This is a genomic window from Pseudomonas sp. Q1 (genome assembly GCF_009935975.1).
In the GTDB taxonomy this organism is placed as follows: Bacteria; Pseudomonadota; Gammaproteobacteria; order Pseudomonadales; family Pseudomonadaceae; genus Aquipseudomonas; species Aquipseudomonas palleroniana.
Genome location: NZ_QODI01000028.1, coordinates 17,543 through 40,479 on the forward strand (window position 1 = coordinate 17,543; position 22,937 = coordinate 40,479).

21 protein-coding genes are annotated in these 22,937 nt (G+C 60.4%); 15 read left to right on the plus strand and 6 right to left on the minus strand.

Annotation, left to right across the window (positions count from 1 at the left end):
* Positions 1-9: 9 nt before the first annotated feature.
* The 4 genes from DK870_RS28255 to DK870_RS28270 are packed head-to-tail and all read left to right on the plus strand — an operon-like array spanning position 10 to position 3,525.
* Complete coding sequence (locus DK870_RS28255; protein ID WP_161550338.1) at positions 10-930, plus strand: metal ABC transporter substrate-binding protein; 921 nt, start codon at positions 10-12, stop codon at positions 928-930.
* Positions 927-1,673 (plus strand): metal ABC transporter ATP-binding protein, encoded by a 747-nt coding sequence (locus tag DK870_RS28260; RefSeq protein ID WP_161550339.1) that lies wholly within the window; start codon positions 927-929, stop codon positions 1,671-1,673. The genes DK870_RS28255 and DK870_RS28260 overlap by 4 nt, the downstream gene beginning before the upstream one ends.
* Complete coding sequence (locus tag DK870_RS28265) at positions 1,670-2,569, plus strand: metal ABC transporter permease (protein WP_090365864.1); 900 nt, start codon at positions 1,670-1,672, stop codon at positions 2,567-2,569. The genes DK870_RS28260 and DK870_RS28265 overlap by 4 nt, the downstream gene beginning before the upstream one ends.
* Positions 2,569-3,525, plus strand: coding sequence for a metal ABC transporter solute-binding protein, Zn/Mn family (locus DK870_RS28270; RefSeq protein WP_161550340.1), 957 nt, complete (start codon positions 2,569-2,571; stop codon positions 3,523-3,525). The genes DK870_RS28265 and DK870_RS28270 overlap by 1 nt, the downstream gene beginning before the upstream one ends.
* A gap of 139 nt (positions 3,526-3,664) precedes the next feature.
* On the opposite strand, the gene DK870_RS28275 is transcribed toward DK870_RS28270, so the two are convergent.
* Positions 3,665-4,378, minus strand: coding sequence for a UTRA domain-containing protein (locus tag DK870_RS28275; protein ID WP_161550341.1), 714 nt, complete (start codon positions 4,376-4,378; stop codon positions 3,665-3,667).
* Positions 4,379-4,729: 351 nt separating this feature from the next.
* Here DK870_RS28275 and DK870_RS28280 point away from each other — a divergent pair, with 351 nt between their 5' ends.
* The 8 genes from DK870_RS28280 to DK870_RS28315 all read left to right on the plus strand — a co-directional run bounded on the left by DK870_RS28280 (position 4,730) and on the right by DK870_RS28315 (position 14,474).
* Positions 4,730-5,797, plus strand: coding sequence for an ABC transporter substrate-binding protein (locus DK870_RS28280; protein ID WP_161550342.1), 1,068 nt, complete (start codon positions 4,730-4,732; stop codon positions 5,795-5,797).
* 177 nt (positions 5,798-5,974) lie between these two features.
* Positions 5,975-6,781 carry an alkaline phosphatase family protein gene (locus DK870_RS28285; protein ID WP_161550343.1) on the plus strand — a complete coding sequence of 269 codons (807 nt, stop codon included), beginning with the start codon at positions 5,975-5,977 and terminating at the stop codon, positions 6,779-6,781.
* The gene (locus DK870_RS28290; protein ID WP_161550344.1) at positions 6,778-7,623 is read left to right on the plus strand and encodes an ABC transporter permease subunit; all 846 of its coding nucleotides are present in this window, start codon (positions 6,778-6,780) and stop codon (positions 7,621-7,623) included. The genes DK870_RS28285 and DK870_RS28290 overlap by 4 nt, the downstream gene beginning before the upstream one ends.
* Positions 7,610-8,410, plus strand: coding sequence for an ABC transporter permease (locus tag DK870_RS28295; protein ID WP_161550345.1), 801 nt, complete (start codon positions 7,610-7,612; stop codon positions 8,408-8,410). Before DK870_RS28290 ends, DK870_RS28295 begins: the two co-directional genes overlap by 14 nt.
* Positions 8,407-9,396: an ABC transporter ATP-binding protein gene (locus DK870_RS28300; RefSeq protein WP_161550346.1), complete on the plus strand. Its 990-nt coding sequence runs from the start codon at positions 8,407-8,409 to the stop codon at positions 9,394-9,396. Before DK870_RS28295 ends, DK870_RS28300 begins: the two co-directional genes overlap by 4 nt.
* Before the next feature lie 30 nt (positions 9,397-9,426).
* Positions 9,427-10,080 (plus strand): HAD family phosphatase, encoded by a 654-nt coding sequence (locus DK870_RS28305; protein ID WP_161550347.1) that lies wholly within the window; start codon positions 9,427-9,429, stop codon positions 10,078-10,080.
* 423 nt (positions 10,081-10,503) lie between these two features.
* Entirely contained in the window at positions 10,504-12,585 is a 2,082-nt protein-coding gene (locus DK870_RS28310) for a carboxy terminal-processing peptidase (protein WP_244698092.1), read from the plus strand.
* 119 nt (positions 12,586-12,704) lie between these two features.
* Positions 12,705-14,474, plus strand: a complete 1,770-nt coding sequence (locus DK870_RS28315; RefSeq protein ID WP_060756999.1) for a bifunctional diguanylate cyclase/phosphodiesterase — start codon at positions 12,705-12,707, stop codon at positions 14,472-14,474.
* Here the strand turns inward: DK870_RS28315 and DK870_RS28320 are convergent.
* From DK870_RS28320 to DK870_RS28335, 4 genes are all read right to left on the minus strand, one after another.
* Complete coding sequence (locus DK870_RS28320) at positions 14,471-14,842, minus strand: hypothetical protein (protein ID WP_005786715.1); 372 nt, start codon at positions 14,840-14,842, stop codon at positions 14,471-14,473. The genes DK870_RS28315 and DK870_RS28320 overlap by 4 nt on opposite strands.
* On the minus strand, positions 14,839-15,177 hold the full coding sequence (locus DK870_RS28325; RefSeq protein WP_161550349.1) for a helix-turn-helix transcriptional regulator: 339 nt from the start codon (positions 15,175-15,177) through the stop codon (positions 14,839-14,841). The genes DK870_RS28320 and DK870_RS28325 overlap by 4 nt, the downstream gene beginning before the upstream one ends.
* Positions 15,178-15,273: 96 nt before the next feature.
* Positions 15,274-15,729 carry a YkvA family protein gene (locus DK870_RS28330; protein WP_060756967.1) on the minus strand — a complete coding sequence of 152 codons (456 nt, stop codon included), beginning with the start codon at positions 15,727-15,729 and terminating at the stop codon, positions 15,274-15,276.
* 324 nt (positions 15,730-16,053) lie between these two features.
* Positions 16,054-16,794: an FKBP-type peptidyl-prolyl cis-trans isomerase gene (locus DK870_RS28335; RefSeq protein ID WP_060756966.1), complete on the minus strand. Its 741-nt coding sequence runs from the start codon at positions 16,792-16,794 to the stop codon at positions 16,054-16,056.
* A 248-nt stretch (positions 16,795-17,042) separates the two neighbouring features.
* Between DK870_RS28335 and DK870_RS28340 the strand changes: the two genes are divergently transcribed.
* Positions 17,043-18,854, plus strand: a complete 1,812-nt coding sequence (locus DK870_RS28340) for a di-heme-cytochrome C peroxidase (protein ID WP_161550350.1) — start codon at positions 17,043-17,045, stop codon at positions 18,852-18,854.
* Positions 18,851-20,014 (plus strand): catalase family protein, encoded by a 1,164-nt coding sequence (locus DK870_RS28345; protein ID WP_090365883.1) that lies wholly within the window; start codon positions 18,851-18,853, stop codon positions 20,012-20,014. Before DK870_RS28340 ends, DK870_RS28345 begins: the two co-directional genes overlap by 4 nt.
* Before the next feature lie 313 nt (positions 20,015-20,327).
* Here DK870_RS28345 and DK870_RS28350 read toward each other — a convergent pair whose 3' ends face one another.
* Complete coding sequence (locus DK870_RS28350; protein WP_161550351.1) at positions 20,328-21,230, minus strand: LysR family transcriptional regulator; 903 nt, start codon at positions 21,228-21,230, stop codon at positions 20,328-20,330.
* A gap of 103 nt (positions 21,231-21,333) precedes the next feature.
* Between DK870_RS28350 and DK870_RS28355 the strand changes: the two genes are divergently transcribed.
* Entirely contained in the window at positions 21,334-22,848 is a 1,515-nt protein-coding gene (locus tag DK870_RS28355; protein ID WP_161550352.1) for an MFS transporter, read from the plus strand.
* The last annotated feature ends 89 nt before the right edge of the window (positions 22,849-22,937 follow it).

Sequence of the window (22,937 nt, forward strand, 5' to 3'; positions counted from 1 at the left end):
CGATTACCCATGCCTATTTCATCGCCCCTGTTACGCCTGTTGCTGGTTGGCCTCTGCAGCCTGGTGCTCGCCCCGCTCGCCAACGCCGAAGCGGCTAAACGCCTGCGCATCGGGATCACCCTGCACCCTTATTACAGCTACGTGACCAACATCGTCGGCGACAAGGCCGACGTGGTGCCATTGATCCCCGCCGGCTTCAACCCCCACGCGTACGAGCCACGCGCCGAAGACATCAAGCGCATCGGCACCCTGGACGTGATCGTGCTCAACGGCGTCGGCCATGACGATTTTGCCGACCGCATGATCGCCACCAGCGAGCGCCCGGACATCCCGGTGATCGAGGCCAACGCCAACGTGCCGTTGCTGGCCGCCACCGGTAACGCGGCCCGTGGCGCCGGCAAGGTGGTCAACCCGCACACCTTCTTGTCCATCAGCGCCTCGATTGCCCAGGTCAACAACATCGCCCGCGAACTGGGCAAACTCGACCCGGACAACGCCAAGACCTACACCCAGAACGCCCGTGCCTACGGCAAACGCCTGCGCCAGATGCGCGCCGACGCCCTGGCCAAACTGACCCGCGCGCCCAACCCGGACCTGCGCGTGGCAACGGTGCACGCGGCCTATGACTACCTGTTGCGCGAATTCGGCCTGGAGGTCACCGCCGTGGTCGAACCGGCCCACGGCATCGAGCCCAGTCCCAGCCAGTTGAAAAAAACCATCGACGAACTGCGCGCCCTGGACGTGAAAGTGATCTTCTCGGAAATGGATTTCCCGTCCACCTACGTCGAGACCATCCAGCGCGAGTCTGGGGTCAAGCTGTACCCGCTGTCGCATATCTCCTATGGCGACTACACGCCTGAAAAGTACGAAGTGGAAATGACCCGCAACCTCGATACCGTGGTGCGCGCCATTCAGGAGTCAGGCGCATGACGGCAGCGCAACCTCTGAAAGTGGCCAGCATCGGCCCGACCCTCGACTTCGACAAGGTGTCGTTGACCCTGGGCCGCACGACGATACTTGACGGCGTGAGCTTCCAAGTCCAGCCCGGCAGCATTCATGCGCTGGTCGGCCCCAACGGCGGGGGCAAAAGTTCGTTGATCAAGACCCTGCTGGGGCAAACCCCGCACCAGGGCCAATTGCGCCTGCACTGGCCGAACACGCCCGGCACCATCGGCTATGTGCCCCAGGCCCTGGAGTTCGACCGAGGCTTGCCGATGACCGTCGATGATTTCATGGCTGCCATGTGCCAGCCGCGCCCGGCATTTCTCGGCCTGTCCAGGCATTACGCCGGCGCGATAGGCGAAGCGCTGGAGCGGGTGGGCATGCAGGACAAACGCAAACGACGCATGGGCGCACTCTCCGGCGGTGAGCGCCAACGGGTACTGCTGGCCCAGGGGCTGATCCCGGCACCGCAATTGCTGGTGCTGGATGAGCCGATGTCAGCCCTTGATGAAGCCGGTATCCAGGTGTTCGAACGCCTGCTCAACGACTGGCGCCTGAGCGGCCTCACCGTGTTATGGATCGAACATGACCTGCAAGCCGTGAGCCGCCTGGCCGACCGCGTCACCGGCCTCAACCGTCGGGTGCTGTTTGATGCCACGCCCAAGGAGGCGCTGACCCCGGAGCGCCTGTTGAGCCTGTTCTCCACCCACCCGCGGAGCCCGGTGCAATGAGTTATGAAGCCTTTCGCTTGATGGTCCAGGGCTGGGCCTCTTCCGGCTATCTGCCGGAGGCACTGGCCTACGGTTTTGTGGTCAACGCGCTGCTCGCCGGTTTGCTCATTGGCCCGGTGCTGGGCGGCCTGGGCACGCTGGTGGTGGTCAAACGCTTTGCGTTTTTCTCCGAAGCCGTCGGCCACGCCGCGCTGACCGGCGTGGCAGTGGGCATCCTGCTGGGTGAGCCCTACACCGGCCCTTATGGCGCGCTGTTCGGCTACTGCCTGCTGTTCGGCATCCTGCTCAACTACCTGCGCAACCGCACGGGCCTCGCCCCGGATACCTTGATCGGGGTGTTTCTCTCGGTGTCGCTGGCGTTGGGTGCGAGCCTGCTGCTGATCCTGGCGGGCAAGATCAACGTGCACATTCTGGAGAACGTACTGTTCGGCTCAGTACTGACCGTCAATGGCAATGATCTGCTGGTGCTGGCAGTCGTCGGCGCACTGGTCATGGCCCTGGCCTTGCCGTTGTACAACCGCATCATGCTGGCCAGCTTCAACCCGCAGCTGGCGGCGGTACGCGGGGTGGCGGTGAAGACCCTGGATTATCTGTTCGTGATCCTGGTCACGCTGATCACCGTAGCGGCGGTCAAGGTCATCGGCGCGATCCTGGTGGGCGCGCTGTTGGTGATTCCGGCCGCAGCGGCGCGCCTGCTGAGCCAGTCGCTCAAAGGGTTCTTCTGGGTCTCGGTGGCGATCGCCACGGTGAGCACCCTGTGCGGCATCCTGTTGCCGATCATCTTCGACCTGCCCATCCCGTCCGGTGCCGCGATCATTCTGACGGCCGGCATCGCTTTTGCCTTTGCCGCCATCGCGCGCGGCACCGTGCCCAGCCTCAAAGGGAATCTTGGATAATGCACCCTGCCTTTCGCCCGCTGACCCTGGCCATTGCTTGTTTGCTGAGCACCTCGGCAACGGCCGCCGTCGACGGTTTCGACGCCAGTCACTTCAAGGTCAACCAGGGCCTCGGCCATGCCGCCCTGACCCAACCCCACACGCCGGTCAAGGTCCTGGCCTCACTGCCGATCACCTACGGTTTGGCCGAGGTGCTGCTCAAAGGTACCGACGTGAAACTCGAGCGAGCCGCCCCGGCCAACCTGCCGGGCTCGCGACAAGTGGCGTATTTCACCGGTCGCGGCGCGCAGGCTTTGAATGCCCTGGCACAGGACGCCGACGCGGCTATCGGCTTGCGCTCACTGTGGGCGGATGATCCGCTCTACCCCGTGGCGCGACGCAGCAATATCCGTATCGTCGAAGTGGACGCTGCACGCCCGGTGGACGGCGGTTTGCCAGGCATTGCCCTACAGCCAGGTGCTACCGATGGCCTGAACAGCCAGCCGTGGCAATCGAGCAACAATATGGGACGCATGGCCGACGTGATGTCTGCCGACCTGAGCCGCCTGGCACCGGCCGCCAAGCCGACAATCGACGCCAACCTCGCCGCCCTCAAGCAGCGCCTGCTCAGGCTCACCGCCGACAGCGAGGCCAGATTGGCCAAGGCGGATAACTTGAGCGTGGCCAGCTTGAGTGATCATTTCGGCTACCTGGTCAGCAGCCTGAACCTGGAAGTGCTCAACACCGATGCACGGCCTGATGCAGAGTGGACACCCGAGGCATTGCAGCAACTCACTGCCGACTTGAAGGGCAATGATGTGGCGGTGGTACTGCATCACCGTCAGCCGAGCGAAGCCGTACAAACAGCCGTGACGGCAGGGGGTGCGCAATTGCTGGTATTGAAGGTCGACGGGGCGGACCCGGTGGCTGAGCTGGAAGGCAATGTGGATCAGGTGATCAAGGCACTTGCACCCTAGCAATGTAGTGAGCGGGCTTGCACCCGCGCTGGGTGGCGCAGCCGCCCCAAATCCAGTCACCGCGGTCTTCCTGAAATACCACGGCGTCCTTGTTGGGACGGCTGCGCCACCCAGCGCGGGGCAAGCCCGCTCACTACCGTTAAACCACATCCACGCTCACATGGATCGCATCGTGCCGCCAGAACTCCAGGTCGCAGTCGATCAACCGCTGATGCTGGTCATAATTGACCCGGGCAATCCGCAGGCCCGGGCTACCGACCGACACGCGCAACGCGGCGGCGGCTTCCACCGGCAAGGAGGTCGGTACGATCTCGAAACGCACGCGGCCGTAATGCAGGTCATATTTGCGTGCGTACAGCTCGGTCATTGACTGGTTCAGGTCGCACGCCAGGATCCCCGGGAAGTATTGCGGGTTCAGGTAGTGCTCCACATACAACACCAGACGCCCATCAATGCGCCGGCCCCGGCAAATCTGAATCACGCTGGACAGCGCCGGCAACTGCAACCACGCACACACGGCCGCAGAGGCCGGTTGCAGGCGCGCAGAAATCACTTCGGTCGACGCCACCCGCCCCTGGTCGCTGACCATCGCGTGAAAGTGGCTGCGCTGCATCAGGTTGTAGGCCAGCCGCGGCGGCGAGACAAACCAGCCACGGCGCTCCTCACGATAGATCTGGCCCTGGGCTTCCAGTTGTAACAAGGCTTCCCGCACGGTAATGCGGGTGGTACCAAACAACTCGCTGAGCTTGCGCTCGGCGGGCAATTTACTCGCAGGCGCCAACAAGCCATGGTCGATCTGCTCTTGCAGCGCCAGGCCGATGGATGTCACCGCCTTGATTGCCTCATCACGCATCAACGTTACCTATCTGGACTAGACCAGCACCGTTCAGGTGCATAAACCGCGCTGTATTCGGGCTTCCACTGCTGCTTGCCAGCGTAGGCACTACAGATGACCGGCAGATGACAACCGGTGCCGCCACCCTGCTCCACACCCTGCAATACATCGGCCAAGTCCAGGGCCTGCGGGCACTTGAGCATGGTCTACGCTGAGTCTGAAGTGAGCGACATCGAGGATGTAAAAACGACATCGACATGAAACTGTCATCCAGTACGCCTAGATTGGCTCAGGTATTGCTGACCTAGACCAACACCACCGCAAACGTCGATAAAAACGCAGCGTTGAAAACGCCCAAAGGAGCTTCGGATGAAACAGCTTTTCCTGGCATCACTGTTAGGCTCGACCATTGCCATGTGCACCGCCGCCATGGCCGCTGATACCGATTTGAAAACCTTGGAAGCCGCCGCGAAAGCGGAAGGCGCCGTCAACAGCGTCGGCATGCCCGATGACTGGGCCAACTGGAAAGGCACCTGGGATGACCTGGCCAAGACCTACGGCCTCAAGCACATCGATACCGACATGAGCTCGGCCCAGGAAATCGCCAAGTTCGCCGCCGAAAAAGACAACGCCAGCGCCGATATCGGTGACGTCGGCGCCGCCTTCGGCCCGATCGCGGTCAAACAAGGTGTGACCCAACCCTACAAACCGAGCACCTGGGAACAGGTCCCGGATTGGGCCAAAGACAAAGACGGCAACTGGGCCCTGGCCTACACCGGCACCATCGCCTTCATCGTCAATAAAAAGCTGCTGCACGGTTCCGAAGCCCCTAAAAGCTGGGCTGACCTGAAGACCGGTAAATACAAGGTTTCCATTGGTGACGTCAGCACCGCCGCCCAGGCCGCCAACGGCGTACTGGCTGCCGCCCTGGCCAACGGTGGCGACGAGAAAAACATCCAGCCGGCGCTGCTGATGTTTGCGGAAATCGCCAAGCAAGGCCGCCTGTCGCTGGCCAACCCGACCATCGCCACCATGGAAAAAGGCGAAGTGGAAGTGGGTGTGGTCTGGGACTTCAACGGCCTGAGCTACAAGGCCAAGATGGCCAACCCGGATGATTACGTGGTGCTGATCCCATCGGATGGTTCGGTGATTTCCGGCTACACCACCATCATCAACAAATACGCCAAGCACCCGAACGCCGCCAAACTGACGCGCGAATACATCTTCAGCGATGCCGGCCAGACCAACCTGGCACGCGGCAACGCACGTCCGATCCGTGCCGAGCACCTGACCCTGCCTGCCGAGGTTCAGGCCAAGTTGCTGCCGAACGAGCAGTACAAAAAAGTCACGCCGATCAAAGATGCCGAAGCCTGGGAGAAAACCTCCAAGGCACTGCCGCAGAAGTGGCAGGAAGAAGTCATCATCAATATGCAGTAAGGCTTCAACCCACATTGGATGGAGATCCAATGTGGGTGCGAGCTTGTGTGGGAGGGGGCTTGCTCCCGATAGCGGTGTGTCATTCAACACATACATTGGCTGATCCTGCGCTATCGGGAGCCGGCCCCCTCTCACAAAAATCGAGTCAAGCCCAACTGTTGCGGAGCCTCTCCCCCTATGAAGCACAACGTCATCCTTGTGGTGCTCGACGGCCTGAACTACGAGGTTGCCCGACATGCCATGGGGCATCTGCAGGCCTATATCGGCGCAGGACGCGCAGCGCTTTACAAACTGGAATGTGAATTACCGTCGCTCTCGCGGCCGCTGTATGAGTGCATCCTCACCGGTGTTCCTCCGATCGACAGCGGCATCGTGCACAACAACGTTTCACGCCTGTCCAATCAACGCAGCATTTTCCATTACGCCACCGACGCCGGGCTGACCACTGCGGCGGCGGCTTACCATTGGGTCAGCGAGTTGTATAACCGCACGCCCTTCATTGCCTCCCGTGATCGCCACACCGACGACAAGGCGCTGGCAATCCAGCACGGGCATTTCTACTGGAATGACCACTACCCCGATTCCCACCTGTTTGCCGACGCAGAAAGCCTGCGCTGCAAGCACACGCCGGACTTCCTGCTGGTGCACCCGATGAACATAGATGACGCCGGCCACAAGCATGGCCTCGACAGCGCGCCGTACCGCAACAGCGCACGCTCGGCCGACATCATCCTCGCCGACTACCTGCAGGGCTGGCTCGACGCCGACTGCCAGGTGCTGGTGACCGCCGACCATGGCATGAACAACGATCGCTCCCACAATGGCCTGCTGCCGGAAGAACGGGAAGTGCCGCTGTTCGTACTGGGCTCGGCCTTCAACTTGAGTGCCACGGCAAGCCCCAAGCAAACCGAACTGTGCGGCACCGTCTGCGAACTGCTCGGTGTGCCCCACGACAAACCTGTCTGCCGGGAGCTGTTGAAGTGAACGCCTTAACCCGTGGCAAATGGCTGGCGATCCTGTGCCTAGTGCCGTTTGCGCTGTTCTTCATCGTGTTTGAAATCGCCCCGCTGGTGTGGGTCATGATCAATAGCCTGCAATCGGAGGAGTTCGGCTGGGGCCTGGCCAACTTCACCAAGATCTTCAGTTCGAAGTTCTACCTGCAGGCCATTCAGTACAGCCTGGAGATCAGCTTCTACTCCAGCGTGTTCGGCATCATCATTTCGGTGCTCGGCAGCTATTCATTGCGCCGCGTGGACTCGCCCCTGCGCAACTTCGTGACGGCGTTCGCCAACATGACCAGCAACTTTGCCGGCGTGCCACTGGCGTTCGCATTCATCATCCTGCTGGGCTTCAACGGCAGCATCACGATCATGCTCAAGCAGGCCGGGATCATTCAGGACTTCAACCTGTATTCCAAGACCGGCCTGATCATTCTCTACACCTACTTCCAGATTCCACTGGGCGTGCTGCTGCTCTACCCGGCCTTCGATGCATTGCGTGAAGACTGGCGCGAATCGGCTTCACTGCTCGGCGCCAGCGGTTGGCAGTTCTGGCGGCATATCGGCCTGCCGGTGCTCACCCCGGCGCTGCTCGGCACCTTCGTGATCCTGCTGGCCAATGCTCTCGGCGCCTACGCCACGGTGTACGCACTGACCACCGGCAACTTCAACGTGCTGCCGATTCGTATCGCGGCGATGGTCTCCGGCGACATCTCCCTGGACCCGAACATGGCCAGCGCCCTGGCCGTGGTACTGGTGGCGCTGATGACGGTCGTCACCGTGGTCCATCAACTGCTGCTCAAGAGGAGCTACCATGTCTCGCGCTGAAGCCGGCCCGGCCTCCCTCTACCATCGGGTCGTGGTGTACCTGCTGTTTGCGATCCTGGTGTTGCCTTTGGTAGGCACCTTTGTCTACTCCATCGCCAGCAGTTGGTCGGCGACGGTCCTGCCCGCCGGGTTTACCGTGAAATGGTACGTGCAGCTGTGGAGCGACCCGCGCTTCCTGGCGGCCTTCGGCCAGTCGTTGGTGGTGTGCGTGGGCGCGCTGATCCTGTCGGTGGTGCTGATCCTGCCGCTGCTGTTCGTGGTGCATTACCACTTCCCCAAGCTCGACGCCTTGATGAATATCCTGATCCTGCTGCCCTTCGCGGTACCGCCGGTGGTGTCGTCGGTAGGTCTGCTGCAACTCTACGGCTCGGGGCCGCTGGCGATGGTGGGCACGCCGTGGATTCTGATCGGTTGCTACTTCACCGTGGCGCTGCCGTTCATGTATCGGGCAATCACCAACAACCTGCAGGCCATCAACCTGCGCGACCTGATGGACGCGTCCCAACTGCTCGGCGCCAGCACCTTGCAGGCGGCGATCCTGGTGGTGCTGCCGAACCTGCGCAAGGGTCTGATGGTCGCGCTGCTGCTGTCGTTCTCGTTCCTGTTCGGTGAGTTCGTGTTCGCCAACATCCTGGTGGGCACCCGCTACGAGACCCTGCAGGTGTACCTGAACAACATGCGCAACAGCAGCGGCCACTTCACCAGCGCCGTCGTCATTTCCTATTTCTTCTTTGTGCTGGTGCTGACCTGGGCCGCCAATATCTTGAACAAGGACAAAAGCCAATGAGCTTCGTCAGCGTCCAACATCTGCAAAAAGGCTACGCGGGCACCCCGGTGTTCAGCGACATCAACTGCGAGATCGCCAAGGGCGAGTTCGTCACCCTGCTCGGCCCGTCCGGTTGCGGCAAGTCGACCTTGCTGCGCTGCATCGCCGGGCTGACCTCGGTCGACAGTGGGAAAATCCTGCTGGACGGGCAGGACATCGTTCCGCTGAGCCCGCAGAAACGCAATATCGGCATGGTGTTTCAAAGCTATGCGCTGTTCCCCAACATGACCGTGGAGCAAAACGTCGCCTTCGGCTTGCGCATGCAAAAGGTCAACGCCGATGACAGCCACAAGCGCGTGCAGGAAGTGCTGCAACTGGTGGAGCTCAAGGAGCTTGCCGGCCGCTACCCGCACCAGATGTCCGGCGGGCAATGCCAGCGCGTGGCTCTGGCGCGTTCCCTGGTGACCCGCCCGCGCCTGTTGCTGCTGGATGAGCCGCTGTCGGCACTGGATGCGCGGATTCGCAAGCACCTGCGCGAGCAGATCCGCCAGATCCAGCGTGAACTGGGCCTGACCACGATCTTCGTGACCCATGACCAGGAAGAAGCGCTGACCATGTCCGACCGCATCTTCCTGATGAACCAGGGCAAGATCGTGCAAAGCGGCGACGCCGAAACCCTCTACACCGCACCGGTGGACGTATTCGCCGCCGGTTTTATCGGCAACTACAACCTGCTCGACGCCGACAAGGCCAGCCAATTGCTGCAACGTCCGATCAGCGGGCGCATCGCGATTCGCCCCGAAGCCATCGAACTGAGCCGCAGCGGCGAGCTGGACGCAATGGTGCGCAGCCACAGCCTGTTGGGTAACGTGATTCGCTACCGCATTGAATCGCGCGGCGTGGAGCTGGTGGTGGACGTACTCAACCGCTCGGCCGACGACCTGCACCCGGATGGGCAGCGCCTGGCACTTTCCATCGACCCCAGTGCATTGTGTGAAGTAGCCTGATGCAACGATTGACTTGAGAGAGCGTAACGGATGGCATTGGTAATTTTTGATCTGGACGACACCTTGATCCACGGTGACTGCGCCACCCTGTGGAGCGAACAGATGGGCCGGCTGGGCTGGGTAGACCCTGAGTCATTCATGCGCAAGAACAACGAACTGATGGACGCCTACAGCCAAGGCAAGCTGCGCATGGAAGACTTCATGGATTTCAGCCTGGAGCCGATGATCGGCCGCACGCCGGAAGAAATCGAGCATCTGGTGGAGCCGTGGGTTGAAGATGTGATCGAACCGCTGATCTACAGCGATGCCACTCAGACCATCGCCCGCCACCGTGCAAAGGGCGACCGGATCCTGGTGATTTCCGCGTCGGGCACCCACCTGGTGAAGCCGATTGCGGCACGCATCGGTATCGACGAAGTGCTGGGTATCGATCTGGACATCCAGCATGGCGTGTACAGCGGCCAGACCGTGGGGGTACTGACGTATCGCGAAGGCAAGATCACCCGTTTGCTGGAATGGCTGGAACAGGAAGGTGAGAAACTGGAGGGCGCGTACTTCTACTCGGATTCGCGCAATGACCTGCCGCTGTTGAGCAAAGTCGAGTTCCCACAGGTGGTGAACCCAGACCCGGTGCTGCGGGCCCATGCCGAACAGGCCGGCTGGCCGATCCATCATTGGGTCTGACACTGCCTCTGGAATTGTAATCCCAGTCAACATGTGGGAGGGGGCTTGCTCCCGATGGCGGGCATCAGATGAAACATTCTTCACTGAGACACCGCCATCGGGAGCAAGCCCCCTCCCACATGGCGCGTCGCACTCCAAATCCAACCCGGTTTTAGTCAAACCCGAGATAAAGGCTCAAAACTGTCGCGATTCAGACTCACAGAGGCGAACTTGACCTACGTTACAGGTAGGACTGGAATCCTCTAACCAATCCGTATGATCTCCAACGCCTTGCAATGCTTTCAGAGTGCCTCCATAGTGACTCCGGACTGAGCCCGTAGCAGTAGCGCCGGGCTTTTTGCATTATGCGACCGGACCATATGGAACCGGCTCCCTCAAAGACGGCCTAATATGCGTTATCAATTGCCCCCGCGTCGAATCAGCATGAAGCATTTGTTCCCCAGCACCGCCCTCGCTTTTTTCATTGGTCTCGGCTTCGCGTCGATGTCGACCAATACGTTCGCAGCCAACAGCTGGGACAACCTTCAGCCTGATCGCGATGAGGTGATTGCCAGCCTTAACGTCGTCGAGTTGCTCAAGCGCCATCACTACAGCAAGCCGCCCTTGGACGATGCTCGCTCGGTGATCATCTACGACAGCTACCTCAAGCTGCTAGACCCCTCGCGCAGCTACTTCCTGGCCAGCGATATCGCTGAGTTCGACAAGTGGAAGACGCAGTTCGACGACTTCCTCAAGAGCGGCGACCTGCAGCCCGGCTTTACCATCTACAAGCGCTACCTGGACCGCGTCAAAGCGCGTCTGGACTTCGCGTTGGCAGAGTTGAACAAGGGCGTCGACAAGCTCGACTTCACCCAGAAGGAAACCCTTCTGGTGGATCGCAAGGACGCGCCCTGGCTGACCAGCACCGCCGCCCTCGACGACCTGTGGCGCAAACGCGTCAAGGACGAAGTGCTGCGCTTGAAGATCGCCGGCAAAGAGCCCAAGGCCATTCAAGAACTGTTGACCAAGCGCTACAAGAATCAGCTGGCACGTCTGGATCAGACCCGCGCCGAAGATATCTTCCAGGCCTACATCAACACCTTTGCGATGTCCTACGACCCGCACACCAATTATCTGTCGCCGGATAACGCAGAAAACTTTGATATCAACATGAGTCTGTCGCTGGAAGGCATCGGTGCCGTCCTGCAAAGCGACAATGACCAGGTCAAGATCGTGCGTCTGGTGCCGGCGGGTCCGGCAGACAAGACCAAGCAAGTCGCTCCGGCCGACAAGATTATCGGCGTGGCCCAGGCCGACAAAGAGATGGTCGATGTGGTCGGCTGGCGCCTGGACGAAGTGGTGAAGCTGATCCGTGGGCCGAAAGGCAGCGTGGTGCGTCTGGAAGTGATTCCGCACACCAATGCACCGAACGACCAGACCAGCAAGATCGTGTCGATCACCCGCGAGGCGGTGAAGCTCGAAGACCAGGCGGTGCAGAAGAAAATCCTCAAGCTCAAGCAGGATGGCAAGGATTACAAGCTGGGTGTGATTGAAATCCCGGCCTTCTACCTCGACTTCAAAGCCTTCCGAGCCGGCGACCCGGACTACAAGAGCACCACCCGCGACGTTAAGAAAATCCTCACAGAACTGCAGAAAGAGAAAGTCGACGGCGTGGTCATCGACCTGCGCAACAACGGCGGCGGCTCTCTGCAGGAAGCGACCGAGCTGACCAGCCTGTTCATCGACAAAGGCCCGACCGTGTTGGTACGTAACGCCGATGGCCGTGTCGACGTGCTGGAAGACGAGAACCCGGGGGCCTTCTACAAAGGGCCGATGGCGTTGCTGGTCAACCGTCTTTCGGCCTCGGCTTCGGAGATTTTCGCCGGTGCCATGCAGGACTATCACCGTGCGCTGATCATCGGCGGCCAGACCTTCGGTAAGGGCACCGTGCAGACCATTCAGCCGCTGAACCATGGCGAGCTCAAGCTGACGCTGGCCAAGTTCTACCGGGTTTCCGGGCAGAGCACCCAGCATCAGGGCGTGCTGCCGGATATCGACTTCCCGTCGATCATCGACACCAAGGAAATCGGCGAGAGCGCCCTGCCCGAAGCCATGCCGTGGGACACCATCCGCCCGGCCATCAAGCCGGCGCAGGACCCGTTCAAACCATATCTGCCGCAGTTGAAGGCCGACCATGATGCTCGCTCCGCCAAGGATGCCGAGTTCGTGTTCATCCGCGACAAACTGGCCCTGGCCAAGAAGCTGATGGAAGAAAAAACCGTCAGCCTCAATGAAGCGGACCGCCGTGCGCAGCACACCGACATCGAAAATCAGCAACTTGTGCTGGAAAACATCCGCCGCAAGGCCAAGGGCGAAGACCCGCTCAAGGAACTGAAGAAAGAAGATGAAGATGCGCTGCCGGCCGAGGCGGAAAAAACCAAGCCGGAAGACGACGCTTACCTGGCCGAGACCGGCCGGGTCCTGCTGGACTACCTCAAGCTCAGCAAACAGGTGGCCAAACAGTAAATGATGGCGATTTAATATTGAACACTCTACGGAGTGTCATCATATAGACATCATTCTGTCGTGAAATGAAGGACCGCAGGCTCCATGCCTGCGGTCCTTTTTTTTCGATCGAGATCGCCATGACCATGACCGAACAGCTGAATGCATTGGGCTCTATTCTCGCTCATGGCAGTTTGCACAGCCTGTTCCAACCGATCATCTGCCTGTCCGAGCGACGCATCCTCGGCTATGAAGCCCTCAGCCGCGGCCCCTCCAACAGCCCGCTGCACTCCCCCGTCGCCCTGTTCTCGGTGGCCAGCCAAACGGGGCGACTCAGTGAGCTGGAAATGGCCTGCCGCGAAAGTGCATGTCGACGCTTCAGCGAGCAGAAGCTGCCGGGCAAGCTGTTCCTGAATATCTCGCCGGAATCCCTGATGGAGACTGCGCACCAGCCAGGCCGTACCCTGCAACTGCTGCGCGATTTCGGCATTCCACCCAGCCAGGTGGTCATCGAGCTGACCGAACAGACCCCCACCGACGATTTCGCACTCCTGCAAACCGCCCTGCACCATTACCGCGACATGGGCTTCGCCATTGCCCTGGATGACTTGGGCGCCGGGTATTCCAGCCTGCGCCTGTGGTCGGAACTGCGCCCGGACTACGTGAAGATCGACCGACACTTTATCGACGGTATTCACCAGGACGCGCTCAAGCGCGAATTCGTCGGCTCTATCCTGCAAATCGCCAGGGCGTCCCATGCCCAGGTCATTGCCGAGGGCATCGAACTGCCTGGAGAACTCGCGGTATTGACGGAGATGGGCGTCGACCTGGTCCAGGGCTATCTGCTCTGCCGGCCCCAGGAACATCCGCCGCAAGAAGCGCACTTGATGCTGCCCAAGCAAGACAGTGCCAGCACCGCCCTCAGCGAAGAAGGCAGCGACCTCAGCGCCCTGCTCAACGAACAACCAGCGGTGGACCAAGACACCGCCACCGCCCAGGTGCTGGAGTCGTTTCGCCGCCAGGCCAACCTGAACTCGCTGGCCGTACTGGACCGGCGTGGCCACCCGGTCGGCATTGTGCATCGACACTCGTTGTCCGATGCGCTGCTCAAGCCTTTCGCCACCGATCTGTTCGCGCGCAAGCCCATCAGCCGCTTGATGAGCGATGACTTTCTGGCTGTGGAGTTGAGCCAGTCGCTTCAGCAAGTCAGCCGCCTGTTGACCAGCCGCGCGCGGCAACGCATCGAAGAAGATTTCATCATCACCCTCAACGGGGATTACTTGGGCCTGGGCCGGGTGATCGATGTGCTCAAGCTGATCACCGAGCTGAAAATCCAGCAGGCACGCTACGCCAACCCGCTGACCCTGTTACCGGGCAACGTGCCCATCCAGCAATGCCTGACGCGGCTATTGCAGCAACAGCGTGAATCGGTAATTTGCTACGTGGATATCGACAGTTTCAAGCCGTTCAATGATATCTACGGCTACGGACGTGGAGATGAGGTACTGCTATGCCTGGCGCAATGCCTGAACGACCGGATCGACCCCAGCCGAGACTTTGTCGGGCATATTGGCGGTGATGATTTTTTGCTGGTGCTCGGCCCGCAGGATTGGCGCAAGCGGCTCAACCAGTTGCTGGATGATTTCCACACCCAATGCCGACGCTTCTATCGCGCCGAACACTTGGAGGCCGGCTGTTTCGTGGCGTTGAACCGCCAGGGCATACGTCAGGAGTTCGCGCTGCTGTCGCTGTCCATTGGCGTGGTGCATCTCTATCCACAGGCCTGTGGACAACTGGATGCCAGCCAGTTGGCGGAGCTGGCCTCCCAGGCCAAACACCATGCCAAGAATGTGGCCGGTTACAGCATCCATGTCATCGACAGCGTGGAGACGCTGCCCCAGGCGCTTTAAGCCTCGGCGGATTCCGGGTACTCGTATTCGAATACCCGCACCACTTCCGAGGCATGCCAGGAGGCAGCGGCCACGCCATCGGATGGCCCACTGAAGCGCCCCAGGCGCTCTACACACTCAAAGAAACCGGTACGTGGCAGGCGGCTGGCGCCCTGGCTGATCACCAGGGAACTGCGCAACGGCTGCTCGGCCTTGGCATCCAGCGCCGCCAGGTGTTCGAGAGCGGCAGCCAGGGTTTGCATGGCAGGGGTCGGAAACTGCAGGCGCTCCAGCAGCGCGCGGTAGGTCAGCAAATGGCGCTGGCGGCGCGCCTGGTCCAACTCGTTGAGTAATCCATCCCAGTGTTGACGACTGATACGTAGGCTCAAGATTCATCCCTCCAACCTGCAACGCCCAATTCCCAGGCCAGGCTGCGGCGGATAGCGGCATCCGGCTGGCGCTCACCACTTTCAATCAATCCAAGGTACGAGGGGCTGATCCCCACGGTGCGGGCCAGGGCTTCGATGGCCAGGCCCTTGCCTTCACGCAAGCCGCGCAGGTCGGCGAGAGGACGCAAAGCCTGATCAGGCGTGGCCTGGGTGGCAGAAGATGAAGTCGGTACGGGTTGTTGCTGGCCGGCAGCTTTAAGCAGCGCCTGGTACTGGTCCCATGGCAACACCGCGTATTCGGGTTCGCCATCGCGTGAAATGATCTGAATATCCATGACTGCCCCGTAGGATAACAACACTTACTAAGTAAGTTCTTTCCTTAGAAGTGTAATCCTAACAGCCACAAAGGTCGCAGGGGGATATAAGCACCGTCAGTTTTTTTGCGGGTTTTCCTCGGCCAGCAGCGCAGGCGTCGCCGGCAGGCGCTCAACCACCGCCAGCTTTTCGGGGCGCTGGGCGTCACGCCAGGCGCGAAAGGCGCTCAGTTCGCCGTCCAGGGTCTTCATGAGCCATGCCAGCACGGCGATGTCATCCAGCATACCGAATACGGGGATAAAATCCGGGATCGCGTCAATCGGGCTCAGGAAGTACATCAGCCCCGCCACCACCGAGATGAGTGCCTTTGGGCTGATGGCGCGGTATTCGCCACGCCAGTAAGCCAGGCACAGGGCCTGTAGCAGCTTTAGATCATCCTTGAGCTTGCCCAGGCGATTGCCCTGGCTCGACCCCTTGGCCGCAACGGCAAACAGCAAGGTGGGCAAGCGGCCGCGGCCGAGAAGGCGCGCAGCCATGGGCAGGAAACGGGTGAAATTGAAGGGTGGTTTCATTCGTCACTCCAGTTCCAGACGACAGAAAAGGTTATCCACACAAATTGTGGATAACCTTGTGAACAGAGCCTTTTTTCATGGCTGAAACCCTCTGTTTACAAGGCTTTCAGTTAGATCGGGCGTTTTTTGCGCACATTAAAAAAACCCAAGATTTCATTGACTTGACGTTGATGTGCGGCTACCCATGCTTGAGTCTTAGTTCAGACTGCGCGGCACAACGGACGTTCGATCAGATTCACTGCACGAACGGAGGGTTGGTGTTTCACCAATATGCAGAAACAACAACGCCCCGTCAAAACGGGGCGTTGTGTGTTCAGGCGCCGATTACTTCTTGGCGGCTGGTGCAGCAGGTGCTTCAGGGGCGTCAGCCTTGGCCGGGTCCTTGATACCCAGCAGTTCCAGGTCGAATACCAGCACGGAGTTGGCCGGAATCGCCGGGCTCGGGCTTTGTGCGCCGTAGGCCAGGTCCGAAGGGATGTACAACTCGACCTTCTCACCCACGTGCATCAGTTGCAGGCCTTCGACCCAACCCGGGATTACGCCGCTGACCGGCAGGTCAATCGGGCTGCCGCGATCTACGGAGCTGTCGAAGGTGGTGCCATTGGTGAGCTTGCCGGTGTAGTGAACAGTCACTACGTCGGTCGGCTTGGGCTGAGCGCCGTCGGCCTTCTTCAGGATCTTGTACTGCAGACCGGAAGCGGTCGTGACCACACCTTCTTTCTTGCCGTTTTCTTCGAGGAATTTCTTGCCGGCAACTGCCGACTCTTCACTCATTTTGGTCATACGTTCTTCAGCACGTTTTTGCAGTGCGGCAAACGCTTCGACCAGCTCGTCATCTTTCAGCTTCTGTTCTTTCTTGCCGACGGCATCTTCGATACCTTGGGCTACCGCTTTGGAGTCCAGGTCATCCATGCCTTCTTGAGCAAGGCTTTTGCCCATGTTCAGGCCGATGCCGTAGGAAGCTTTCTGCGCCGGGGTTTTCAGCTCTACGCTGGTTTGCGAATCACAACCCGCAAGTACCAGGCTAACCAGGGCCACCGCCGCCGCCAACCGATGCTGTTTCATGCTATTTCCTTGTTCATGCGCCAAAAGGGCAATCGAATTAAAGTCGCGAGCTTATCAGGCGGCCACGACCAATGGCTACCGGCATCTGAGCGGGAAACTTCTGATAAGTTCACGTGTTTAAAAGCATTTTCATTCATCATGGGGGTCCGCGAAGGATCGCGGGACCACCTGTAACCGCGCTCATGGCCACTTGCCGCCCCCGTGGGGTGATGGCATAAGAGCGCTACCCCTCGACAAGGATAGTTATCTTGCGCATTTTTTCCCGTGTTTTACTCCTGATACTCCTGGCATTGGGCCTGCTCCTGGCCGTGGTGCTCTATTACACCGTCAACCCCAGGCTGCCGGACTACGTGCCCGTGCAGCAGGTGCATTACCAGGATCAATGGAGTGCCGCCGACCGTCAGACCTATTACTTCACGCCCCAGGGCACCCAGGTAAAGGGCCTGCATTACAACTGGTTCACAGCCCTGGAACTGCCCTTCTCGGAGCAGCGCTTTGCCACGCCCGAATACCTGGCACGCTTCGGTTTCCTGGTCGATCCCAAGCAGGTGCCCACCGCGCAAAACCCTGGCAACCTGCCCGTGGGGTTCGCCCGGCATCAGAACGCCGACAGCAAAGTGGAGTATCTGGATATCACCTGCGCCGCCTGCCACACCGGCGAACTGCACTTCAAAGGCCAGGCCCTGCGCGTAGACGGTGGCTCGGCTCAACATGTGCTGCCTTCCAGCGTGCCCACCTTGCGGGGCGGCAGTTTCGGCCAGGCCCTGGTGGCCAGCCTTGCCGCCACGTATTACAACCCCTGGAAGTTCGAGCGCTTTGCCCGTGAAGTGCTCGGTTTCGATTACGACGACAACAACAAGAAACAACTGCGCGCGGACTTCAAGCTGTCCCTGGACCAGTTCCTCAAAGTCGCCTGGAACGACACCCACCGTGGCCTCTACCCCACCGAAGAAGGTCCCGGCCGCACCGATGCATTTGGCCGCATTGCCAACGCCAGTTTTGGCGATGCGATTTCACCGGACAATTACCGCATCGCCAACGCCCCCGTGGACTACCCCCATCTGTGGGATATCTGGACCTTCGATTGGGTGCAATGGAACGGCTCAGCCCAGCAACCCATGGCGCGCAATATCGGCGAAGCCCTCGGCGTCGGCGCCACCCTGAATTTCTTCGACAACGCCGGCCAGCCGCTGCAGGGGGACGCCCGCTACCCTTCCAGCGTGCGCGTGCGTGACCTGAACCTGATTGAAGAAACCCTGCAACACCTCAAGCCACCAACCTGGCCGGAAGACCTGTTCGGTGCCATCGACAAACCCCTCGCCGCCCAGGGCCGCGCCCTGTTCGCCGAGAACTGCGCCGGTTGCCATGTGCCCGCCGTCAGCCAGGAAACGGGACGCCCGGTGCAGCAACTGAAAATGCTCCCGGTCGAATACATCGGCACCGACCCAACCGCCGCAAGCAACATCGCCGACCACCGTTATGACCTGAGCGCCCTGCAATGGGACCCGGCGGAACTGGCCAAGCTCGATGTCCAGTTGCACCCGACCCCGACCGAACCGATGGACTTGAAAAAGATGTCCGTGGCCCAGGGCCTGGCCTACGTCACCGCCTTCGTCGAAGAGCACGCCTACCGCGCTGCCGGTGTGACTCCGGCCGAACGCCCGGGCCTGGACGGCTTCGGCCTGCCTATCGGTGTGCGCGAACTGCGCGCCTACAAGGCACGCCCGCTGGCCGGCGTCTGGGCAACCCCGCCGTTCCTGCACAACGGCTCGGTGCCCACGATCTATCAATTGCTTTCGCCCCAGGACGAGCGCAGCACCACGTTCTATAAAGGCACCTTCAACTACGACCCGCGCCACCTGGGCTTTGAAACCGCTGCCTTCAAGAACGCCTTCCTGTTCGATACCAAAATCACCGGCAACCACAACAGCGGCCATGAATTCCGCGCCGGTCAACGCGGCAACGGCGTGATCGGCCGTAGCCTGCAGCCACAAGAACGCTGGGCGCTGCTGGAATACCTCAAAGTGCTGGGCGGCCCGCTGGAGCAACAATTGCCATGATGATTCGATCCCAATACAACGAACGCTCGCTGCTCGCACGTCTCTGGCTGCGCCTGGGCCGGTTTCTCGGCAAAACCCTGTTGTGGCTGATCGGCCTGGGCGTGCTCGGCTGGCTGGGAGCCACTGCCTGGTTCGCCTGGCAGCACAGTGGCCCGGTGTCGCCGAACGAGCAGATCCCGGCCGGTGAAGCGGCCATGACCCAGGGCATCATCCAGACGGCGGTACGGATTGTCGACCAACACCGCGAAGGCACGCGCTACCTGCGTGATGCCCACGCCAAGGCCCACGGCTGCGTGAAGGCCGAAGTCAGCGTACTGGCGGACCTCGACCCCGCCTTGCGCCAAGGTGTGTTCGCCGAGCCGGGCAAGACCTGGCAGGCGCAGATGCGGCTGTCCAACGGCAATGCCTACCCGCAGTTCGACAGCATTCGCGATGCTCGGGGCATGGCGCTCAAGCTGCTGGATGTACCGGGCAAACAATTGATGGCGGACCAGCAAGCACGCACGGAACAAGACTTCGTAATGTTCAGCCACCCAAACTTCTTTGTCAGCGATGTGGCGGAATACGCGCAGAACATCGGCGCCCAGGCCGACGGCAAAAAGGTCCTGGCGTTCTTCCCCAAAGCCGACCCTCGCAGTTGGCAGGTACGCCATCTGTTTATCGCCCTGGCGACTTTGGCGCCGGCACCGGCGAGCCCGACGCAGGCGACCTACTTTTCAGTTTCACCCTACAAATTCGGCGCGGCCAATGCCAAATTCCGCGTCGCCCCCGACCCACAAAGCTGCCCGGAGTATGTGCTCCCCAAGCAGAACCAGGACCTGCCGAATTTCCTGCGCAGCGCCTTGAACCAGCAACTGTCTACCGACCGTGTACCCGCCTGTTTTGTATTGCAGATTCAGCGGCAGAACCCGCAGAAATTCATGCCGATCGAAGACACCAGCATCGAGTGGAAGGAAAGCGATGCGCCCTATGAAACCGTGGCCAAGGTGCGGATTCCCGCGCAGGACTTTGACACACCGGCCTTGAACCTGGCCTGTGACAACCAGTCGTTCAACCCGTGGTTCGGGCTGGAGGCGCACCGGCCGATCGGGGGGATCAATCGCTTGCGCAAGGCGGTGTACGAGGCGGTCAGTGACTATCGGCATAGCCGCAACTTGTAATGTTGTCCGGGTCCCTATCCGTTATCGAGGTAACGGACAGGGACAGGGTAACCCGCAAAGAATCCGTATAGATCGCCTGCTCGGCATAACGATTACGTCACCCCTATTGAGCAACCCGCCCCACAGACTCTACCGTCACCTCCTACCCCTCAACCCGTAGGAAGTCATCGTGGAAAGCTCAACGTTAGGTATGGTCGTCCTCTCAATGATCGCGCTCTTCGGCACCGCCGCATTTTGCTTTGAACTGCTTGCCACTCGCGGCGAGAAGAAAAAGAAAGCCAAATAAGTTGATCGTTGAAATCAGCCGCCGCCCTTACTCTTGATAGGTGGTGAACAGGTGCGCAGCGGCAAAGTCCACGAACGCACGGATTTTCGGCGAGAGATGACGACTGGAGGGCCACAGCGCCCAGAACTGGCCTTGGTCATTGGAATGCCCGTTCAGCACGGTCTCCAACTGCCCCCTGGCCAACGCCTCCCGGGCCAGGAAATCCGGCATATAGGCGATACCATGGCCGTCGATGGCGGCCATGAGCATGGCTTCCATGTTGTTCAAGGTCATCGCGGTGGGCAGGCGCAACTGGGTGATCGCCGGATTGGCGGACAGCGTCCACTCCATTATTTTACCGGTAGTGGCAAACCGATAACGCAGGCAGGGGTGGTGCTCAAGGTCAGTGAGCGTTTCGGGCCGGCCGTGGGTTCGCAAGTACTCGGGCGATGCACACATGACAAAGCGGAACGGCCCCAGCCGACGCGCCATTAATGTCGAGTCGACCAAGTCTCCGCTACGAATCACTACGTCGAAGCCTTCTTCAATCACGTCCACCAGATGATCGTTGAAATCCAGCTCCAACTCGATTTCCGGGTAGGCCTCCCGGAACGCGACCATATGCGCCAGGAGAAAGCGATAACCGATGGTGGGCAGGCTGACCCGTAACTTGCCACGCGGCGCCTGGATGGCATGGGAGAGCATGGCGCGGGCGTCTTGCAGATCATCGAGGATTTTCCGGCAGCGCTCATAAAACAATTGCCCTTCGACGGTAAGGCTGACTTTACGGGTGCTGCGATGCAACAGCCGCACATTGAGCTCAGCCTCAAGCTTGGCGACGTTTTTGCCCACTGCTGAGGCGGAAACCCCCAAGACTCGCGCCGCGCCAATGAAGCTCAGAGCCTGTGCAGTCTTCACGAAGGCGATCACACCACTAAGGTTATCGGTCACAGCATTACATCCTTTTGTTCCGCTATGAGTGGAATTCCTGCCTGTTTATCATGAATTACATCCTGATTAGAGTCTTCATCTTTATAGACCAACGGGAATTCCCATGAACACACCCTCCGCTGCGGCTCAGGGCGGCTATGCCATCCTGATCGCGATCTGCCTGGCCGCTCTGGTTTTACCCATGAGCTTCACCGGAGGCGCCGTGGCGACGCCGTCCATTGGAATAGCGTTCGCTGCCCATCCCACGCAAATGGCCTGGATAACCAATGCGTTCATGCTCAGCTTCGGCAGCTTGCTGATGGCGGCGGGCACCCTCGCCGACCTTTATGGGCGCAAGCGCCTGTTCTTGTGGGGGATGGTGCTGTTTGCAGTGACCTCCCTGCTGCTGGCCGTGGCGCCGGATATTTTCTGGTTGGACGTATTACGCGGCGTGCAGGGTGTCGCGGCGGCCATCGCCTTGGCCAGCGGCAGTGCGGCGTTGGCGCAGGAATTTGACGGGCATGCCAGGACGCGCGCTTTCAGCCTGTTGGGTACCACTTTCGGCGCGGGCCTGGCCTTTGGCCCTGTGATCTCGGGTGCGCTGATCACACAGTGGGGCTGGCGCGCGATTTTTATAGCCACGGCCATGCTGGCGGGGCTCTCGCTGCTGTTCGCCGCACCCAAAATGCGTGAAAGCCGCGACCCGCAAGCACGCCGCCTGGACTTGGCCGGCATCCTGATGTTTTCGGCCATGCTGGTGAGCCTGACCACAGCGGTAATCCTGGCGCCGCAACAAGGCTGGACCTCAACGACGACGCTAGCCCTGCTCACAGCGGCGGTGATGTTCTTACTGATGTTTATCCTCGTTGAAAACCGCGCAAGCCAACCGATGCTGGATCTGCGGCTGTTTCGCTTTGCGCGCTTCATTGGCGTGCAGTTGCTACCGATAGGCACCTGTTACTGCTACATCGTACTGGTGGTATTGCTGCCACTGAGGTTTATCGGTGTCGAAGGCGCCAGTGCATTTGAGGCAGGCCTGATGATGCTGGCGCTGTCGGCGCCGATGCTGGTAGTGCCTATGATCGCTGCGATGCTGACGCGCTGGCTGCCGGCTGGAATGCTGTGTGCGATTGGTTTTTTGATCGCCGCGGCGGGCTTGTATGGGTTGAGCCAGGGAACACCCGGTCATCCGCTGCAGACCGTCGTTGCCATGCTGGTGATTGGCATCGGTACTGGCCTGCCATGGGGCCTGATGGATGGCCTGGCGATCAGTGTGGTGCCAAAGGAACGGGCGGGGATGGCGGCGGGCATCTTCAATACAACCCGGGTGGCCAGTGAGGGTGTCGCGCTGGCTATCGTCTTGGCGGCGTTGAGCGCGCTGGTCGCGCATCATCTGAATGCCATCGCTGCGCAGGACGCTTCAGTGGTAGCCCAACAGTTGGTCATGGGTGACACGCCGCACGCCAGTGCGAACATTCCATTGGCGTTGCTACGTACGGCCTACCTGGAAGGCTTCGACACGTTGCTGCAATGGCTGGCGGCACTCACCCTGCTCACGGCAATGGTCGTTTTCATGTTCCTGGGCCGCCGGGATATCGCGCCGATTGCGGCGAAGCAAGCCATTAAGTCGTTGAGCTGAAGGACAGGCAAAAAAAAAGCCCGCTCAATGAGCGGGCTTTTCTGGTGACCTGGCGTTCAGTGTTCCAGGTTACCGAATATGGCGCAGCG

Excerpts from the sequence above, each read along its gene's own strand:
- DK870_RS28325 (WP_161550349.1), bottom strand. The coding sequence starts at position 15,177 with ATGGATATTCAGATCATTTCACGCGATGGCGAACCCGAATACGCGGTG.
- DK870_RS28310 (WP_244698092.1), top strand. The coding sequence starts at position 10,504 with ATGAAGCATTTGTTCCCCAGCACCGCCCTCGCTTTTTTCATTGGTCTC.
- DK870_RS28345 (WP_090365883.1), top strand. The coding sequence starts at position 18,851 with ATGATGATTCGATCCCAATACAACGAACGCTCGCTGCTCGCACGTCTC.
- DK870_RS28295 (WP_161550345.1), top strand. The coding sequence starts at position 7,610 with ATGTCTCGCGCTGAAGCCGGCCCGGCCTCCCTCTACCATCGGGTCGTG.
- DK870_RS28330 (WP_060756967.1), bottom strand. The coding sequence starts at position 15,729 with ATGAAACCACCCTTCAATTTCACCCGTTTCCTGCCCATGGCTGCGCGC.
- DK870_RS28275 (WP_161550341.1), bottom strand. The coding sequence starts at position 4,378 with ATGCGTGATGAGGCAATCAAGGCGGTGACATCCATCGGCCTGGCGCTG.
- DK870_RS28300 (WP_161550346.1), top strand. The coding sequence starts at position 8,407 with ATGAGCTTCGTCAGCGTCCAACATCTGCAAAAAGGCTACGCGGGCACC.
- DK870_RS28335 (WP_060756966.1), bottom strand. The coding sequence starts at position 16,794 with ATGAAACAGCATCGGTTGGCGGCGGCGGTGGCCCTGGTTAGCCTGGTA.
- DK870_RS28315 (WP_060756999.1), top strand. The coding sequence starts at position 12,705 with ATGACCATGACCGAACAGCTGAATGCATTGGGCTCTATTCTCGCTCAT.
- DK870_RS28305 (WP_161550347.1), top strand. The coding sequence starts at position 9,427 with ATGGCATTGGTAATTTTTGATCTGGACGACACCTTGATCCACGGTGAC.
- DK870_RS28265 (WP_090365864.1), top strand. The coding sequence starts at position 1,670 with ATGAGTTATGAAGCCTTTCGCTTGATGGTCCAGGGCTGGGCCTCTTCC.
- DK870_RS28270 (WP_161550340.1), top strand. The coding sequence starts at position 2,569 with ATGCACCCTGCCTTTCGCCCGCTGACCCTGGCCATTGCTTGTTTGCTG.
- DK870_RS28280 (WP_161550342.1), top strand. The coding sequence starts at position 4,730 with ATGAAACAGCTTTTCCTGGCATCACTGTTAGGCTCGACCATTGCCATG.
- DK870_RS28355 (WP_161550352.1), top strand. The coding sequence starts at position 21,334 with ATGAACACACCCTCCGCTGCGGCTCAGGGCGGCTATGCCATCCTGATC.
- DK870_RS28255 (WP_161550338.1), top strand. The coding sequence starts at position 10 with ATGCCTATTTCATCGCCCCTGTTACGCCTGTTGCTGGTTGGCCTCTGC.
- DK870_RS28285 (WP_161550343.1), top strand. The coding sequence starts at position 5,975 with ATGAAGCACAACGTCATCCTTGTGGTGCTCGACGGCCTGAACTACGAG.
- DK870_RS28260 (WP_161550339.1), top strand. The coding sequence starts at position 927 with ATGACGGCAGCGCAACCTCTGAAAGTGGCCAGCATCGGCCCGACCCTC.